At 66.8% G+C, this 16,155-nt stretch carries 16 protein-coding genes; 5 read left to right on the forward strand and 11 right to left on the reverse strand.

All coding sequences use genetic code 11. The features are described from left to right. Window positions 1-35: 35 nt before the first annotated feature. From RMP09_RS05915 to RMP09_RS05935, 5 genes are all read right to left on the reverse strand, one after another. Entirely contained in the window at window positions 36-524 is a 489-nt protein-coding gene (locus RMP09_RS05915) for a GNAT family N-acetyltransferase (protein ID WP_310565075.1), read from the reverse strand. Beyond that, the gene (gene glmM / locus RMP09_RS05920) at window positions 524-1,858 is read right to left on the reverse strand and encodes a phosphoglucosamine mutase (RefSeq protein WP_310565076.1); all 1,335 of its coding nucleotides are present in this window, start codon (window positions 1,856-1,858) and stop codon (window positions 524-526) included. Before glmM ends, RMP09_RS05915 begins: the two co-directional genes overlap by 1 nt. A gap of 98 nt (window positions 1,859-1,956) precedes the next feature. After that, window positions 1,957-2,787 carry a dihydropteroate synthase gene (gene folP / locus RMP09_RS05925; RefSeq protein ID WP_310565077.1) on the reverse strand — a complete coding sequence of 277 codons (831 nt, stop codon included), beginning with the start codon at window positions 2,785-2,787 and terminating at the stop codon, window positions 1,957-1,959. A gap of 66 nt (window positions 2,788-2,853) precedes the next feature. Further along, on the reverse strand, window positions 2,854-4,770 hold the full coding sequence (gene ftsH / locus RMP09_RS05930) for an ATP-dependent zinc metalloprotease FtsH (RefSeq protein ID WP_310565078.1): 1,917 nt from the start codon (window positions 4,768-4,770) through the stop codon (window positions 2,854-2,856). A 175-nt stretch (window positions 4,771-4,945) separates the two neighbouring features. Further along, window positions 4,946-5,608, reverse strand: a complete 663-nt coding sequence (locus RMP09_RS05935; protein WP_310565079.1) for an RlmE family RNA methyltransferase — start codon at window positions 5,606-5,608, stop codon at window positions 4,946-4,948. A gap of 44 nt (window positions 5,609-5,652) precedes the next feature. On the opposite strand from RMP09_RS05935, the gene RMP09_RS05940 reads away from it, so the two are divergent. The 3 genes from RMP09_RS05940 to RMP09_RS05950 all read left to right on the forward strand — a co-directional run bounded on the left by RMP09_RS05940 (window position 5,653) and on the right by RMP09_RS05950 (window position 8,951). Beyond that, window positions 5,653-6,123, forward strand: coding sequence for a YhbY family RNA-binding protein (locus RMP09_RS05940; RefSeq protein ID WP_310565080.1), 471 nt, complete (start codon window positions 5,653-5,655; stop codon window positions 6,121-6,123). 77 nt (window positions 6,124-6,200) lie between these two features. Next, window positions 6,201-8,273 (forward strand): M3 family metallopeptidase, encoded by a 2,073-nt coding sequence (locus RMP09_RS05945; RefSeq protein WP_310565081.1) that lies wholly within the window; start codon window positions 6,201-6,203, stop codon window positions 8,271-8,273. A 45-nt stretch (window positions 8,274-8,318) separates the two neighbouring features. After that, entirely contained in the window at window positions 8,319-8,951 is a 633-nt protein-coding gene (locus RMP09_RS05950) for a glutaredoxin family protein (protein WP_310565082.1), read from the forward strand. A gap of 58 nt (window positions 8,952-9,009) precedes the next feature. Here RMP09_RS05950 and rpiA read toward each other — a convergent pair whose 3' ends face one another. After that, a complete protein-coding gene (rpiA, locus tag RMP09_RS05955) occupies window positions 9,010-9,681 on the reverse strand; it encodes a ribose-5-phosphate isomerase RpiA (RefSeq protein WP_310565083.1) in 672 nt (223 codons plus the stop codon). Between the two features lie 41 nt (window positions 9,682-9,722). Here rpiA and RMP09_RS05960 point away from each other — a divergent pair, with 41 nt between their 5' ends. Then, window positions 9,723-10,802 (forward strand): quinone-dependent dihydroorotate dehydrogenase, encoded by a 1,080-nt coding sequence (locus RMP09_RS05960; RefSeq protein ID WP_310565084.1) that lies wholly within the window; start codon window positions 9,723-9,725, stop codon window positions 10,800-10,802. Here RMP09_RS05960 and RMP09_RS05965 read toward each other — a convergent pair. After that, window positions 10,786-11,904, reverse strand: coding sequence for an NAD(P)/FAD-dependent oxidoreductase (locus RMP09_RS05965; protein ID WP_310565085.1), 1,119 nt, complete (start codon window positions 11,902-11,904; stop codon window positions 10,786-10,788). The genes RMP09_RS05960 and RMP09_RS05965 overlap by 17 nt on opposite strands. Before the next feature lie 96 nt (window positions 11,905-12,000). Here RMP09_RS05965 and galE point away from each other — a divergent pair, with 96 nt between their 5' ends. Next, window positions 12,001-13,011 carry a UDP-glucose 4-epimerase GalE gene (gene galE / locus RMP09_RS05970; RefSeq protein WP_310565086.1) on the forward strand — a complete coding sequence of 337 codons (1,011 nt, stop codon included), beginning with the start codon at window positions 12,001-12,003 and terminating at the stop codon, window positions 13,009-13,011. A gap of 55 nt (window positions 13,012-13,066) precedes the next feature. On the opposite strand, the gene RMP09_RS05975 is transcribed toward galE, so the two are convergent. Genes RMP09_RS05975 through RMP09_RS05990 form a run of 4 tightly spaced genes read right to left on the reverse strand, consistent with a single transcriptional unit; the run spans window position 13,067 to window position 16,122 of the window. Then, complete coding sequence (locus RMP09_RS05975) at window positions 13,067-13,849, reverse strand: serine protease (protein WP_310565087.1); 783 nt, start codon at window positions 13,847-13,849, stop codon at window positions 13,067-13,069. After that, window positions 13,836-14,945 carry a nucleotidyltransferase family protein gene (locus RMP09_RS05980; protein ID WP_310565088.1) on the reverse strand — a complete coding sequence of 370 codons (1,110 nt, stop codon included), beginning with the start codon at window positions 14,943-14,945 and terminating at the stop codon, window positions 13,836-13,838. The genes RMP09_RS05975 and RMP09_RS05980 overlap by 14 nt, the downstream gene beginning before the upstream one ends. Then, window positions 14,942-15,862, reverse strand: coding sequence for an HprK-related kinase A (locus RMP09_RS05985; protein ID WP_310565089.1), 921 nt, complete (start codon window positions 15,860-15,862; stop codon window positions 14,942-14,944). The genes RMP09_RS05980 and RMP09_RS05985 overlap by 4 nt, the downstream gene beginning before the upstream one ends. Further along, window positions 15,859-16,122: a hypothetical protein gene (locus RMP09_RS05990; RefSeq protein ID WP_310565090.1), complete on the reverse strand. Its 264-nt coding sequence runs from the start codon at window positions 16,120-16,122 to the stop codon at window positions 15,859-15,861. The genes RMP09_RS05985 and RMP09_RS05990 overlap by 4 nt, the downstream gene beginning before the upstream one ends. Window positions 16,123-16,155: the final 33 nt, after the last annotated feature.

Below are 16,155 nucleotides of genomic sequence, written 5' to 3' on the forward strand. Positions count from 1 at the left end.
CCGGACCAGCGCCTGGCGCGGCCGTGCCGCTCAGGTCACAACCACTTCTGGAAGAACTGGGCGGTCCCCATCGCGGGGTCCAGCTGGTAGCCCTCGTAACCGATGCGTGTGTAGAGCTTGACCGCCGGCGCATTGCCCGAGAGCACCTCCAGCGTCATCTTCACCGCACCGCGTTCGCGGGCGATGGTCTCGGCCAGGGCCAGCATCTGCTCGGCAATGCCACGACCACGGTGGCTGGCCAGCACGGCCACGTCGTGCACGTTGACCAGCGGCCGGCATTTGAAGGTCGAAAAACCTTCGATGCAGTTGACCAGCCCAACCGCCTGCGCGCCGTCGAAAGCCAGGATGCTGAAGGCCTGAGGGCGTGCGGCGAGTTCTCGCACCAGGTGGGTTTTCGCAAATTCGCTCAGCGGTTCGCCGCCACCGGCCGGATCGCTCGCGTACGCGTCCAAGAGCCACACCAGCGCCGCGGCGTCGACCGGGTCCGCGTAGTCCGCCCGACGCACCGAGAGAGCGGCCGCCATCAGCCGGCCTTCACCGCGGCCACCAGCCGCTCGGCGCAGGCCTGCGCCTGCTGCGGGTCGCGCGCTTCCACCATCACGCGCAGCAGCGGCTCGGTGCCGCTGGCACGGATCAGCACGCGGCCGGTCTCACCCAGCTCGGCTTCCACCGCCTGGGTTTCGGCGGGCAGCAGCGTGTTGGCCTTCCAGTCCTGGCCGGGCTGCAGGCGCACGTTGATCAGGGTCTGCGGGAACAGGGTCACGTCGGCCAGCAACTGGGCCATGGTCTTGCCGCTGTCCACGCAGGCGTGCAGCACCTGCAAGGCCGAGACCAGGCCGTCGCCCGTGGTGTGGCGGTCCAGCACCAGCAGGTGCCCGGAGCCTTCGCCCCCCAGCACCCAGCCGTGGCGCTCCAACTCTTCGAGCACGTAGCGGTCACCCACCTTGGCGCGCACGAACTTCACACCCTTCTTTTTGAACGCGACCTCGACCGCCATGTTGGTCATGAGCGTGCCCACCACACCCGGCACGTCGATGTCGCGCGCAATGCGGTCGGCCGCGATCAGGTACAGCAGCTCGTCGCCGTTGAACAGGCGGCCGCTGGCGTCCACCATCTGCAGGCGGTCGGCATCGCCGTCGAGCGCGATGCCGTAGTGCGCGCCGTGTTCTTTCACCGCCGCCACCAGGGCCTCGGGGTGGGTGGCGCCCACGCCCTTGTTGATGTTCAGGCCGTCCGGGCTGCAACCGATCTTGATGACCTCGGCCCCCAGTTCGTGGAACACATCGGGCGCGATGTGGTACGCCGCGCCGTGGGCGCCATCGACCACGATCTTCAGGCCCTTGAGGCTGAAGCTGTGCGAGCAGGTGCTCTTGCAGAACTCGATGTAACGGCCCGACGCATCGTCCAGCCGGCGCGACTTGCCCAGGTTGGCCGAGTCCACCCACACCGGCGCCTCGTCCAGCGCGGCTTCCACCGCGCGCTCCCAATCGTCGGACAGCTTGCTGCCCTGGGCGCTGAAGAACTTGATGCCGTTGTCGGCGAACGGGTTGTGGCTGGCGCTGATGACCACGCCCAGGCTGGCGCGCTGCGCCCGCGTGAGGTAGGCCACGGCCGGCGTGGGCACGGGGCCCAGCAGCACCACGTCCACCCCGGCGGAGTTGAAGCCGGACTCCAGCGCGGCTTCGAGCATGTAGCCGGAAATGCGGGTGTCCTTGCCGATCAGCACCGTGGGGCGGGCCTCGCCGCGCTTGAGCACGCGGCCCACGGCGTGCGCCAGGCGCAGCACAAAATCGGGGGTGATCGGGGCCTGGCCGACGGTGCCACGGATACCGTCGGTGCCGAAATATTGGCGGGTCATGGAGAGTCCTCTGCTGTTGTTCTGCGGGTGGCAACGGTCGCCATCGCCTCGGCGGCGATGGGGTTGGTCAGCCTTCGATTATCGGTGCCCCGATGCGCTCAAACGGCTGCGACCGCCCGCCAGACCTTGAGCGCGTCCACGGTGTCACGCACATCGTGCACGCGCACAACACGCGCCCCGCGGTCCACCGCCAGCAGGGCCGCGGCCACACTGGCGGCCAACCGGTCGGCCGGCCGCTCGCGCCCGGTCACGGCCCCCAGCGACGACTTGCGGGACCAGCCGGCGAGCAAGGGGTAACCCAGGTCCAGCAGTTCGGACTGGCGGGTGAGCAGGCTGAAGTTCTGCGCCACCGTCTTGCCAAAACCGATGCCCGGGTCCAGCGTGATGCGGTCGGCGCCCACGCCCAGCGCGCGCAAGGCCTGGGCACGGGCCTGCAGGAAGTCCCGCACCGGCACCAGCACATCGCCGTCCATGGGCGCGGCCTGCATGGTCTGCGGATCGCGGTGCATGTGCATCAGGCAGACGCCGCAGCCGGGATGCGCCGCCACCGCCTGCAAGGCATCGCCCCGGCGCAGCGCCCAGACGTCGTTGACGATGTCGGCCCCCAGGTCCAGCACCGCCCGCATCACCTCGGGCTTGTAGGTGTCCACCGACACCGGCACGCCCAGGCCCACCGCGCCGCGCACCACGGGCAGCACCCGGGCGAGTTCTTCGTCCAGCGTCACCGCCGGGCTGCCGGGCCGGGTCGACTCCCCCCCAATGTCCAGGATGTCAGCACCGGCCTTGAGCAGCTGCTCACAGTGCCGCAAGGCTGCGGTGCTGCTGGCGTGCTGCCCGCCGTCGGAAAAGGAATCGGGCGTCACGTTGACGATGCCCATGACCTGCGGTCGGCTCAGGTCGATCTGGAATCGGGTGGTCTGCCAGTGCATGAACAAGGGTTCCGAAAATGGACAACGGGGCCCAAAGGCCCCGTTGAGGAAGAAGCGTGTGAGCGATCAGGCCGCGGTCGGCGCCGGATCGGTGCTCACCGCCGGGGTGCCACCGCTGCCACCACCGCCAACCGAGGGGTTACGCGGCGTCCAGTCCTTGGGCGGACGGGGCGGCTTGCCGGCCATGATGTCGTCGATCTGGTCGGCGTCGATGGTTTCCCATTCCAGCAGGGCCGTGGCCATGGCGTGCATCTTGTCGCTGTGCTCTTCGATCAGGCCGCGCGCCAGCTTGTACTGGGCGTCGATGATGCGGCGCACCTCGGCGTCGACCTTCTGCATGGTCTGCTCGCTCATGTTGGTGGTCTTGGTCACCGAACGGCCCAGGAACACCTCGCCCTCGTTCTCGGCGTAGACCATCGGGCCCAGCGCGTCGGTCATGCCGTAGCGCATCACCATGTCGCGGGCGATGGAGGTCGCGCGCTCGAAGTCATTGCTGGCGCCGGTGGTCATCTGGTGCATGAACACTTCTTCGGCGATGCGGCCACCGAACAGCATGCTGATCTGGTTCAGCATGTAGTCCTTGTCGTAGCTGTAGCGGTCCTGCGCCGGCAGGCTCATGGTCACGCCCAGCGCGCGGCCACGCGGGATGATCGTGACCTTGTGCACCGGGTCGCACTTGGGCAGCAGCTTGCCGATCAGGGCATGGCCAGCCTCGTGGTAGGCGGTGTTCCTGCGCTCTTCCTCAGGCATCACCATGCTCTTGCGCTCGGGGCCCATGAAGATCTTGTCTTTGGCCTTCTCGAAGTCCTGCATCTCGACCACGCGCGCATTGCGGCGGGCGGCCATCAGGGCGGCTTCGTTGCACAGGTTGGCCAGGTCGGCGCCGCTCATGCCGGGCGTGCCGCGGGCGATCACGCTGGCGTTCACGTCGGTGCCCAGCGGCACCTTGCGCATGTGCACGTTCAGGATCTGCTCGCGGCCGCGGATGTCAGGCAGCGTCACATAGACCTGGCGGTCGAAACGCCCCGGGCGCAACAGGGCGGCGTCGAGGATGTCCGGGCGGTTGGTGGCGGCCACCACGATCACGCCCAGGTTGGTCTCGAAGCCGTCCATCTCGACCAGCATCTGGTTGAGGGTCTGTTCGCGTTCGTCATTGCCACCGCCCAGGCCGGCGCCACGCTGGCGGCCGACGGCGTCGATTTCGTCGATAAAGATGATGCAGGGCGCGTTCTTCTTGGCGTTCTCGAACATGTCGCGCACACGGGCCGCGCCCACGCCGACGAACATTTCCACGAAGTCAGAACCCGAGATGCTGAAGAACGGCACCTTGGCTTCACCGGCAATGCCTTTGGCCAGCAGGGTCTTGCCGGTGCCCGGGGGGCCGACCAGCAGCAGACCGCGCGGGATGCGGCCTCCCAGCTTCTGGAACTTGGCCGGATCTTTCAGGAAATCCACGACTTCCTTCACTTCTTCCTTGGCCTCATCGCAACCGGCCACGTCGGCGAAGGTCACGGTGTTGTTGTTCTCGTCGAGCATGCGGGCCTTGCTCTTGCCGAAGCTGAAGGCGCCGCCCTTGCCGCCGCCCTGCATCTGGCGCATGAAGTAGATCCAGACGCCGATCAGCAGCAGCATCGGTCCCCAGCTGACCAGCAGGGTCATGAGCAGCGAGCCCTCTTCGCGCGGGCGCACATCAAACTTGACATTGTTGTTGATCAGATCGCCCACCAGACCGCGGTCGAGGTAGGTGGCGGTGGTGCGGATGCGGCGGTCGTCCTGGGTGACCGCGACGATCTCAGTACCGCCCTGCCCTTCCTGGATGGTGGCGCTCTTGATTTGCTGGGCCTTCACCTGGTCCAGGAACTCGGAGTAGCCGACGTAGCCAGCACCGGCGGCCGCGCGACCGTCGAACTGTTTGAAGACGGTGAAAAGCACCATGGCGATGACCATCCACACGGCGATTTTCGAGAACCACTGGTTGTTCAAGTGCGGCTCCTGGCTGCAGAGTTGTCAGAGAAAGGCATGTCGGGCCCATTTTAGGACTTTCAAGAAGCCCTGGTCTTGACGAATGCCATGACGCTTGCTATCGCGTCCATCGCATTTTTCGGCGTTCAGCGCCCTGGCTCTGGGCTTCACCGACCAACGGTGGGGGCTTGAACATTCATTTCAGACCCCGGCCCACCAGAAAGGTTTCAGAAGATTGGTCGCGCGAGGCCTTGGGCTTGAAGGTTTTGACCACCTTGAAGGTCTGACGGAACAGGGCCACCAGGGCGTCGTACGCGCCACCGTGGAAAACCTTGACCACCAGCGCGCCATCGGCCTTGAGGTGCCGAACGGAGAAATCCACCGCCAGCTCCACCAGCAGCTCGATGCGGGCCGCATCGGTGGACCCAATGCCCGACAGGTTGGGCGCCATGTCCGACACCACCACGTCCACCTTGTCGACCCCGTGGTCCGCCAGCGCCTGCACCAGCTGGGCCAGCACCGCTTCTTCACGGAAGTCGCCCTGAAGAAACTGCACGCCCTCGATCGGGTCCATGGGCAGCAGGTCCAGCGCCAGGATGCGGCCATCGAGTTCGCCCACCGCCGCCCCGTCCGGGCTCAGGCGCCGGCGCAGGTACTGGCTCCAGGCGCCGGGGGTGGAACCCAGGTCCACGACAACATCGCCAGGGCGGATCAGCCCGAGCGATTCGTCGATTTCCTTGAGTTTGTAGGCGGCACGCGCACGAAAGCCGTCCTTTTGTGCGAGCCGCACATAAGGATCGTTGACGTGCTGGTTGAGCCAGGCCTTGTTGACCTTCTTGCTCTGGGTCTTGACTTTCATGCCCATAAAGGTCTTTTCAGTTCTGTGTAAACGATAATTGTCCCATGCCCCAGATCACACTCACTCCCGCCCAGCGCAAAGTCCATCGCGCCGATGCCCACCACCTCGACCCCGTCGTCCTCGTCGGGGGGGACGGTCTGACCGCCGCCGTCAAGAAAGAAGTGGACGCCGCCCTCAAGGCCCACGGCCTGATCAAGGTGCGCGTGTTCAGCGACGACCGCGCCGCGCGCGAAGCCATGCTGCAGACCCTGTCCGACGAACTGGACGCCGCGCCGATCCAGCACATCGGCAAGCTGCTGGTGCTCTGGCGCCCCCTGCCCGAGAAGGCCAAAGTGGTCGACGAAGACCGCATGCCCGGCCCCAAGGACGTCAAGGTGCTGAAGTTCAGCAAGCGCGGCGGCCAGCGTCCCGAGGTCAAGGTGGTGCGGGTGCTGGGCAACCAGCGCCTGACCACCGGCGGCCAGGTCAAGCGCGCCAAGGTGCTGCAAAAGAGCGTGAAAAAAAGCGCTCAGTGACCCGAACCGGTCGGTGCGCGCCCAGCCCCGGGGCGGCCCGGCTTGAACTTCCCTTTCCGCGCACCATCTGAAACCGCATGAACGCTGCCGCTCCGACCAACGCCCTGCTCGCCCCCGCCGACCTTCCGCTGTTTGATGCCATCACCCCGGCCCAGGTCGTGCCCGCCATGGACACCCTGCTGGCCGACGCCAGCGCCGCCCTGGAACGCGTGACGGCAGCCGATTTCCCGGCCGACTGGGCGGGTATCGCCCGGGTGCTGGACGTGGCGACCGAACGCCTGGGCCGGGCCTGGGGCGCCATCAGCCACCTCAACAGCGTGGCCGACACCCCCGAGTTGCGCGCCGCCTACAACGAGGCGCTGCCCAAGGTGACCGAGTTCTGGACCCGCCTGGGCGCCGACGAACGCCTGTACGCCCAGTACAAGGCCATGGACCCGGCCAAGCTGACGCCTGAGCAGGCACAGGCCCACAAGAACGCCATGCGCGGCTTTGTGCTCGGTGGCGCCGAGTTGCAAGGCGCGGCCAAAGAACGCTTTGCCGCCATCCAGGAACGCCACGCCGAGCTGGCACAGAAGTTCAGCGAGAACGCGCTGGACGCCACCGACGCGTTTGCCCTCTACGTGGACACGGCCGAACTGGCCGGTGTGCCGGACGACGTGCAGCAGGCCACGGCCGCCGCCGCACAGGCCGAAGGCAAGACGGGTCACAAGCTCACGCTCAAGATGCCCTGCTACCTGCCGGTGATGCAGTTCGCCCACAGCAGCGCGCTGCGACAGCAGCTCTACCAGGCCTACGTCACGCGCGCCAGCGAGCAGGCCGAGGGTGAAGCGGTGAAGTTCGACAACACCGCCATCATGGGTGAACTGCTGGCCCTGCGCCACGAAGAGGCCCGGTTGCTGGGCCACCGGCACTTTGCCGACGTGTCGCTGGTGCCCAAGATGGCCGAGTCGCCCGAGCAGGTGATGGGCTTTCTGCGCGACCTCGCGAAAAAAGCCCGCCCGTACGCCGAGCAGGACCTGGCCGACATGCGCAGCTTCGCCAGCGAACAGCTGGGCCTGAAGGACCCGCAGCCCTGGGACTGGCCGTACATCGGCGAGAAGCTCAAGGAAGCGCGCTACGCCTTCAGCGAACAGGAAGTCAAACCGTATTTCACGGCCCCCAAGGTGCTGGCTGGCCTGTTCCAGATCATCGAAACGCTGTTCGAGGTGGCCATCCGCCGGGACAGCGCGCCGGTCTGGCACCCCTCGGTGGAGTTCTACCGCATCGAACGCAGCACGCCCGCCGGGGTGCAGCTGGTGGGCCAGTTCTACCTCGACCCATCGGCCCGCACCGGCAAACGCGGTGGCGCCTGGATGGACGACGTGCGCGCCCGCTGGCTGCGCCCGGACACCGGCGCGCTGCAGACGCCGGTGGCCCACCTGGTGTGCAACTTCGCCGAGGGCGTCAACGGCAAGCCGCCGCTGCTGACGCACGACGACGTCATCACCCTCTTCCACGAGTTCGGCCACGGCCTGCACCACATGCTCACCCAGGTGAACGAGCGCGACGTCTCGGGCATCAGCGGTGTGGAATGGGACGCGGTGGAACTGCCCAGCCAGTTCATGGAGAACTTCTGCTGGGAATGGGACGTGCTCAAGCACATGACCGCCCACGTGGAAAACGGCGAGCCGCTGCCGCGCGCGCTGTACGACAAGATGCTGGCCGCCAAGAACTTCCAGAGCGGCCTGCAAACCCTGCGCCAGGTGGAGTTTTCGCTGTTCGACATGCTGCTGCACAGCCAGCCCGAGCCGGTCACCTCGGGTCCCGCCATGCTGGCCTTGCTCCAGCAGGTGCGTGCCGAGGTGGCTGTGCTGCAGCCGCCCGCCTACAGCCGCACCGCCAACACCTTCAGCCACATCTTTGCCGGCGGTTATTCGGCCGGCTACTACAGCTACAAATGGGCCGAGGTGCTGTCGGCCGACGCCTACGCCGCCTTCGAAGAGGCCGCGCAGGCCGCTGGCCGCAACACGCTGGACGTGGAAACGGGTCGCCGCTACCGCCAGGCCATCCTTGAGGCCGGCGGCAGCCGCCCGGCGATGGAGTCGTTCAAGGCCTTCCGCGGCCGCGAGCCCAGCATCGATGCCCTGCTGCGCCACCAGGGCATGGCTTGAGTTGCCGTTGCGCTTGCCGATAAGCGATCACAAGGAGTTGTCGCCATGAAACCTGCCCGTTTCACCGCCGTGTCGCTGTCTGTGCTGGGCTTGCTGGCCCTGCCGGCGCTGGCCCAGAGCGTCTACCGCATCGTGGGGCCGGACGGCCGCGTCACGTTTTCAGACCAGCCACCGATCGCCGAGCCCACCGCCAAGGCGGCGGCTGGCGCCGGCGCGTCCACCGGCGCGGCGGGCGGGCAACTGCCCTACGAACTGCGCCAGGTGAGCAGCCGCTACCCGGTGACGCTGTACACCAGCAAGGAGTGCGGGCCCTGCAACAGCGGCCGCAACCTGCTCAACGCACGGGGCATTCCGTATGCGGAGAAAACGGTCACGACCGCGCAGGACGTCGAAACGCTCAAACGCCTCAACAACGACGGCACCCTGCCGTTCCTGACGATCGGCGGACAGCAGATCAAGGGCTATTCGGATGGTGAATGGTCGCAGTACCTGGACGCCGCCGGTTACCCCAAGCAGTCCCAGCTGCCCAGCGGTTACCAGCGCCCGGCGCCCGCACCGCTGGTGGCCATCAAACCGGTGGAAGCGGCCGCACCCAAGAGTCCTGCGCCGGCCGCAGCTGGCCCGGCCGCTGTGCCGGTCGCCCCGCCCGTGACCAACCCGGCCGGCATCCGCTTCTGACCCGGATGGCACCCAGGGCGCGAGGCGCCCTGAGTGTCGAGATCGCCCTGGCCCGTCGTCAGAAGTTCAGCGTTCTCACACCCGCGCTGGTGCCCAGCAGGCAGACGCTGGCCTTCTGGTGCGCAAACACCCCCACCGTCACCACGCCGGGCCACTGGTTGACCTGGCTCTCGAAGCCCAGCGGGTCGGCAATCTGCAGGCCCGTCACGTCCAGGATGTGCTGACCGTTGTCGGTCACCAGCGGCTGCCCGTCTTTCATCCGCACCGTCGCCTTGCCGCCCATGGCGGCGAACTGGCGTGCCACACGCGCCGTGGCCATGGGGATGACCTCCACCGGCAGCGGGAAGGCACCCAGGTGCTTGACCATCTTGGATTCGTCGGCGATGCAGACGAAGCGGCGCGACTGGGCCGCCACGATCTTCTCGCGCGTGAGCGCCGCGCCACCGCCCTTGACCATGTGGCCGCTGGCGTCGATCTCGTCGGCACCGTCGATGTAGACCGACAGTTCGGCCACGTCGTTGGCCTCGAACACCGGAATGCCCAGCGCCTGCAGGCGCGCGGTCGAGGCCACGGAGCTGGACACAGCCCCCTTGATCTGGTCCTTGATCGACGCCAGGGCGTCGATGAACTTGTTGACGGTGGAGCCGGTGCCCACGCCGACGATCTCGCCGGGGGTGACGTATTGCAGGGCGGCCTGGCCCACCAGGGCTTTGAGTTCGTCTTGGGTCATTTGAGACAATCCGGGGTTGCTACGAATTTTGTGATTATCCAATGTCCCTTTTGCCCTACGGTCTCGCCCGCCCCTTCCTGTTTGGCCTGGACCCCGAAACCGCCCACGAACTGACGCTGGACAACATCGCGCGTTTCCAGCACTCGCCGCTGAACTGCCTGTGGGGCGAAAAGCGCATCGACGACCCCGTCACCCTGGCCGGCCTGCGTTTTCCCAACCGCGTTGGGCTGGCGGCAGGCCTGGACAAGAACGCGCGCTGCATCGACGGCCTGGCGGCCATGGGTTTCGGCTTCGTGGAAGTCGGCACTGTCACCCCCAAGGGGCAGCCGGGCAACCCCAAGCCGCGCATGTTCCGCCTCCCCGAACGCAACGCGCTGATCAACCGCCTGGGCTTCAACAACGAGGGGCTGGACGCCTTCCTGGCCAACGTGCAGAAGGCGCGTTTCCGGAAAAATGCGGGTGATGCCCCCATGCTGCTGGGGCTGAACATCGGCAAGAACGCCGCCACGCCCATCGAGCAGGCCACGGACGACTACCTCACCTGCCTGGACGGCGTCTACCCGCACGCGGACTACGTGACGGTCAACATCTCCAGCCCGAACACCAAGAACCTGCGCAGCCTGCAGAGCGACGAGGCCCTGGACGCCCTGCTGGGCGCGGTGATGCAGCGCCGCGAACAGCTGGCCCAGCGCCACGGCAAAGAGGCGCCCGTGTTCCTGAAGATCGCGCCCGATCTGGACGACGCGCAGATCGGCGTCATCGCCGCCACGCTGCAGCGCTACGGCTGCGGTGCCGATGGCCAGGCCAACGGCCGCCTGGGCGTGATCGCCACCAACACCACGCTCAGCCGTGATGCGGTCAAAGGCCTGCCGCACGCCGAAGAAACCGGCGGTCTCTCGGGTGCGCCGGTGCTCGAAGCCAGCAACCGCGTGATCCGCCAGCTGCGCGCGGCGCTGGGCAAGCGCTTCCCCATCATCGGTGTCGGCGGCATCCTCAGCGGCGCCGATGCGGTGAGCAAGATCGCCGCCGGTGCCGACGTGGTGCAGATCTACACCGGCCTGATCTACAAGGGGCCGGCCCTGGTGCGCGAGGCGGCGCAGGCCCTCAAGACCGGGCGCTGAGCAGCCCGGCCACGTGTTCGCCAATGGCCAGACAGCTCGTCAGGCCCGGCGACTCGATGCCGAACAGGTTCACCAGTCCCGGCACGCCGTGCACCGCCGGGCCGTCGATGCGGAAATCGGCCGCAGCCTCGTGGGGGCCGTTGATCTTGGGCCGCATGCCCGCGTAGCCCGGCAGCAGCGCGCCGTCGGGCAGGCCGGGCCAGTATTTGCGCACCTCGGCGTAGAAGCCATCGCCACGGGCCGGATCGACCTGCAGCGCCTCCGGATCGTCCACCCATTGAACGTCGGGGCCGAACTTGGCCTGACCGCCCAGGTCGATGGTCAGGTGCACGCCCAGTCCCGCGAGGTGCTTGTCTGGCTCCGGCGCCGGGTAGATCAGGTGCTGGAACGGCGACCGCCCCGCCAACGTGAAGTAACTGCCCTTGGCGTACCACGGCCGCGGCACATGGCAGGGGTCCAGCCCCTCGGTGCGCTGCGCCAGACCACAGGCCTGCAGCCCGGCGGCGTTGACGACCATGCGGGCCCGCAACGCCGTACCGTCCGCGGCATGCACCTCGATGCCCCCTGCCACCGCCCGCAGCCGATCGACCGCGCTGTGGCAGGCGACCAGGCCGCCCGCGTTCTCCAGGTCCCCTTGCAGGGTCAGCATGAGGGCGTGGCTGTCCACGATGCCGGTGGACGGTGAATGCAACGCGGCCAGGCATTTCAGGTGCGGCTCCATCGCCCGCGCCTGCTCGCGCGTGAGCAGCACCAGGTCGTCCACCCCATTGGCCCGCGCTTTTTGCACGATGGCCGGCAGCGCCGCCACCTGGGACGGGGTGTTCGCCACGATCAGCTTGCCGCAACGGCGATGGGCCACGCCGCGCTGCTCACAGTACCCGTAGAGCATGTGCTTGCCGCGCACGCACAGCTGCGCTTTGAGCGAACCGGCGGGGTAATAAATGCCCGCATGGATCACCTCGCTGTTGCGCGAACTGGTGCCCTGACCGATGGCAGCCTCCCGCTCCAGCACCATCACCTCACGCTCGCCCACGGCCAGCGCCCGGGCCACCGCCAGACCGACCACGCCGGCGCCGATCACCACCACGTCCACCTGTTCCAAGTTCGCACTCCTTCGGGCCGCACGCAGCCATTACAGTCACATTGTTGCGTGCGCTTGGCCGCATTTTCATTCGCAGATACCTCAAGGGACATCCACATGATCTTCGTCACCGGCGGCGCCGGCTACATCGGCTCTCACACCTGCGTGGAACTGCTGCAGGCAGGCCACGACGTCACCGTCTTCGACAACTTCTGCAACTCGCACCGCACATCGCTGGCACGGGTCGAGCGCATCACCGGCAAGGCGGTGCGCATCATCGAAGGCGATATCCGAGACGGCGCCGCGCTGCAAGCCGCGTTGAGCGAATGCCAGCCGTCGGCCGTCATCCACTTCGCCGGGCTCAAGGCCGTGGGCGAATCGGTGCAGCAGCCGCTGCGGTACTACGACAACAACGTGGTGGGCACGGTGCGCCTGCTCGAAGCCATGGAGGCCACAGGCGTGCGCCGCATCGTGTTCAGTTCGTCGGCCACGGTCTATGGTGACCCGCAAAAACTGCCCCTGACCGAGGACCACCCGCTTTCGGCCACCAACCCCTATGGCCAGACCAAGCTGGTGATCGAGAACATGCTGCGCGAACTGCAGCACAGCCAACCGGCCTGGCGCGTCGCCATCCTGCGTTACTTCAACCCGGTGGGCGCCCACGCCAGCGGCCTGATCGGCGAAGACCCGCAAGGCATTCCCAACAACCTCATGCCCTACGTCACCCAGGTCGCCATCGGTCAGCGCGAGTGCCTCAATGTCTGGGGTGGCGACTACCCCACGCCCGACGGCACCGGCGTGCGCGACTACATCCATGTGGTGGACCTGGCACTGGGCCATTTGCGCGCCATCGAATACCTGGCGGGTCACGAAGGCTGCACCCAAACCAACCTGGGCACCGGCGTAGGCTACAGCGTGCTGGACATCGTCAAGGCGCTGTCGGCCGCGAGCGGCCGCGAGATCCCGTACCGCATCGCCGAACGCCGTGCGGGCGACGTGGCCGCGTGCTACGCAGAACCTGCACTGGCCCAACGCCTGCTGGGGTGGACCGCGCAGCGTGGACTGCAGCAGATGTGCGAAGACGCCTGGCGCTGGCAGCAGGGCAACCCGAGCGGCTACCGCAGCTGAACGAAGGGCCGCGGAAGCTGTTTCAAACCAGCGCCCGCGCCCCAGTGGCTCCACATCAGCGCTGCGCCGGCCGGGCCAGCAGTTCTTTCACATGGACCGCAGGGATGGCGTAGGAAATGCCCGACGGCTGGCTCAGGGCCGACTCGCGCGTCCCCTTGATCAGCACCATGTTCATGACCCCCACGACCTCACCGGTCTGCGGGTTGAACAACGGCCCACCGCTGTTGCCGGGGTAGGCCGTGGCGTCCAGCTGGAAGATTTGGAAGGTGCCATTGCGCAGCCCGCGCACGGCCCGCCCCTGCAACTGGCGCGCAGAGGGACTGGGCAAGGCCGCTTCGGTGATCGACGACACCAGGGCGCGGTGGGTCACGGGCGAATACCCCAGCACCCCTCCAATGGGGAACCCCGTGAAGGCCAGCTCGTCCCCCTCCCTCACCCGCGTTGAGTCGCCCAGAGACAGCGCGGCAACGGCCGGGCCCTCCATGCGCAGAAGGGCCAGGTCGTACTCGTCGCTGTGCGCCAGACGCTCCACCCCGCGCATCTGCCACCGACCGTCCGCCCCCCGCACCTGCACCACCAGCGCCGGTGCCTCGCTCAAGCCGGTGGACTCGGGCAGCACGTGCGCGTTGGTCACCACCTGCGAGCCGTCGCCCACCACAAACCCCGTGCCTCGCAGCTGAAAGCGCGGGTTGTCGGTGGCCTTGTAGGTGCCCACGATGACGATGGCGGCTTTCACGCGCGGCACAGTGTCGGCCAAGGTTGACCCGAAGCTCGACACCGGATGGACCAGCGCCACGAGACCCAGCGCAGCCGCCATGAACGCTTCACGTCTTTTCACGATCCGCCCCTGAAACAAAAACGGCCCGCATCGCCTTGCGCGACAGGTGCCGCAACAGCAGGCCGGGCGGCATGCGCAGCCAATGGCCACGCAGATACAAAACCGATCGGGCCACGGGCGCCAACCGGTTGGTCAGCAGCGGATGCCGCGGAAGCACCGCCGCTTCCCAGCAACGCTCCAGCCAAGCCTGCCGTGTTGACTGTGCATGAAATCCCGAAGCCTGGGCCAGTTGTTCCAGCCATCCGGAGGGCAATGGCGTGGACATGACATGCCGTGTCAGTCTGAGCGCCTGGAAAAGCGGAAGACCCAGGTTGAGTTCGACCGCCCGGTGCAGCAACCGATCGAAGTAAGACCCGTCCTGCGAAAACTCCCGCACCAGCGCATCAAGATCCACCACGCCACGCAACCCGGTGTCGAGTTCGCCTTCATGGGTGAGATGCGCGGCACTGTGCAGCAGCATGTCCACGGGGGCCAGCACGCGCAATCCCGCAAAGGATGGCAAGGGCAACGCGGCCTCCATGAGGCGCCCCGCATCGAGCTTGATGCGCCCCGTCGGCGGCAGGATGTTGTGGTGCAGATCGATGACCGTCCCGCGACTGATGTGCCGCATCGGCGGGATCTCATGCATCCACGTGCGGTAATAGCGTTGATCGTAGGCATCGCGATTGGCCGAAATCCAGCCCGCCATCATCAAAGCGGATTCCGCTTGCGGCAGCAATTCGGGCGGGACCATCAGATCGATATCGGACACCATGCGTCCATCAGCGGCGTCCAGCCCGGCCAACGCATAGGCGGCACCTTTGAGCACGACCACAGGGATGCCGGCCTCGACAAACACCTGGTCGATGACACGCAACTCCAGCGCCAGTTCCCGGTGCTGCCGCTCGGCCAGCAGGCTGGCCGATTGCAAATGCACCGCGACGCGAGCCGGCACCGGGGCCTGATGCGCCTCAGCGCGCTGGCCGATGCGCGCCAGCAAATCGCTGGCACGCCCCAGTCGCACCACAAGGTCCCACTCACGTTCGCCCAATGCGCCCAGATCGGCCCCCGGCTTCAGGGTCTGCAACAAGGTCTCAAGGCCCGCCAATCCGTTCATGGCAGCTCCACCTGCGCCGCCATCCAGCCCAGCGCACCGTCCAGATCGTCGTATGCAAGGTCGAATGTTTTCACCTGCTCTGTCAGCCGCACCAGGGCGCGAAAGCCATCGCGCCCATGCACCTGATGGTTGAAACAGTTGGAGAACAGTTCGGCCAACGCACTGGCCTTGCCTCGCGGCACAACCGAAAGACCCGTCCCGGGCTGGTAACGTGGAAACACGACCCACGCCGGAGCCGCCGGCAACTGCGCTTTTTCCAGGCTTTCATCAGAGATGGCCATGTGGCACACCGTTCCTTTGAGCGTGTCGTGTGCCATGGGGCCGAAGCGAGCCTCAGGCGCGCGCGTCTTCATGAGGTCGATGGAGCGGTTCTTCAGGCTGATCGGGCGGGACGACGGCGTCACCTGCAAGGTCTGCGGATCCAGCAGGACCATCTCGTCCGACAACAGGCGCCAGCCATCCATCATCAGGGCAGCACAAAACGTGCTCTTGCCCGAGCCGGGCGGGGCCGGGAGCAACACCGCGCGGCCATCCCGCTCCAGAACCGCCGCGTGCAGGGTGATCCACCGGTGGCAATGGCTGGTGACACACCAGTTCAGTCCCCATTCGAAAAAGGCAAAAGCCTCGTTGATGGCCAAGGGGGTGAACGGCTCAAAGCCGTCCATCTGAAAAACGCATTTGGCGCGCCCCGAGCCGCGACGGGCCAGTACCGCCACATGGAAGTCGGAAAAACCGTCTTCTGCAGCCGGAAGGACCTCATGCCTGGCATACAGGGCCATCAAACCCTCTGCAACGACCGGAACATCGCTTCGGATGTTCACCACAAACGGCGCCACGCGCAGCCGGACACCCTCTTCCCGTAGGCGCCGCGTCAGAACAGGCAGCGGTATCTCGCCCAACCGCGGAGCCAGGGTCACAGCGACCGCCGCTCCACCAGCCCCTGGGACCTCAAACCTTGCAGCAGCTTTTCCACCGCCGCCTGATCGTGTTCCTCCAGTTCGTCCCCCAGAAGGCTGCGCGCCAGGAACGGCACGTCCACACCCGAGGAATGGATCATGAGCAAGCGCAGAACTTCGCCGGCCACGGGCGAGAACTGGATGACGGAAGCACCCAGATCATCGTGCAGCACCGCACCATCGTCGAAATGGCACAGATCAAAATCGAGAGGGCGGGACAAAAGCCATCGGTCCGACGGCTGTGGACAGGGTGT

Origin of the sequence: Hydrogenophaga sp. (assembly GCF_031426985.1) — a bacterium.
Classification (GTDB): domain Bacteria; phylum Pseudomonadota; class Gammaproteobacteria; order Burkholderiales; family Burkholderiaceae_C; genus Hydrogenophaga.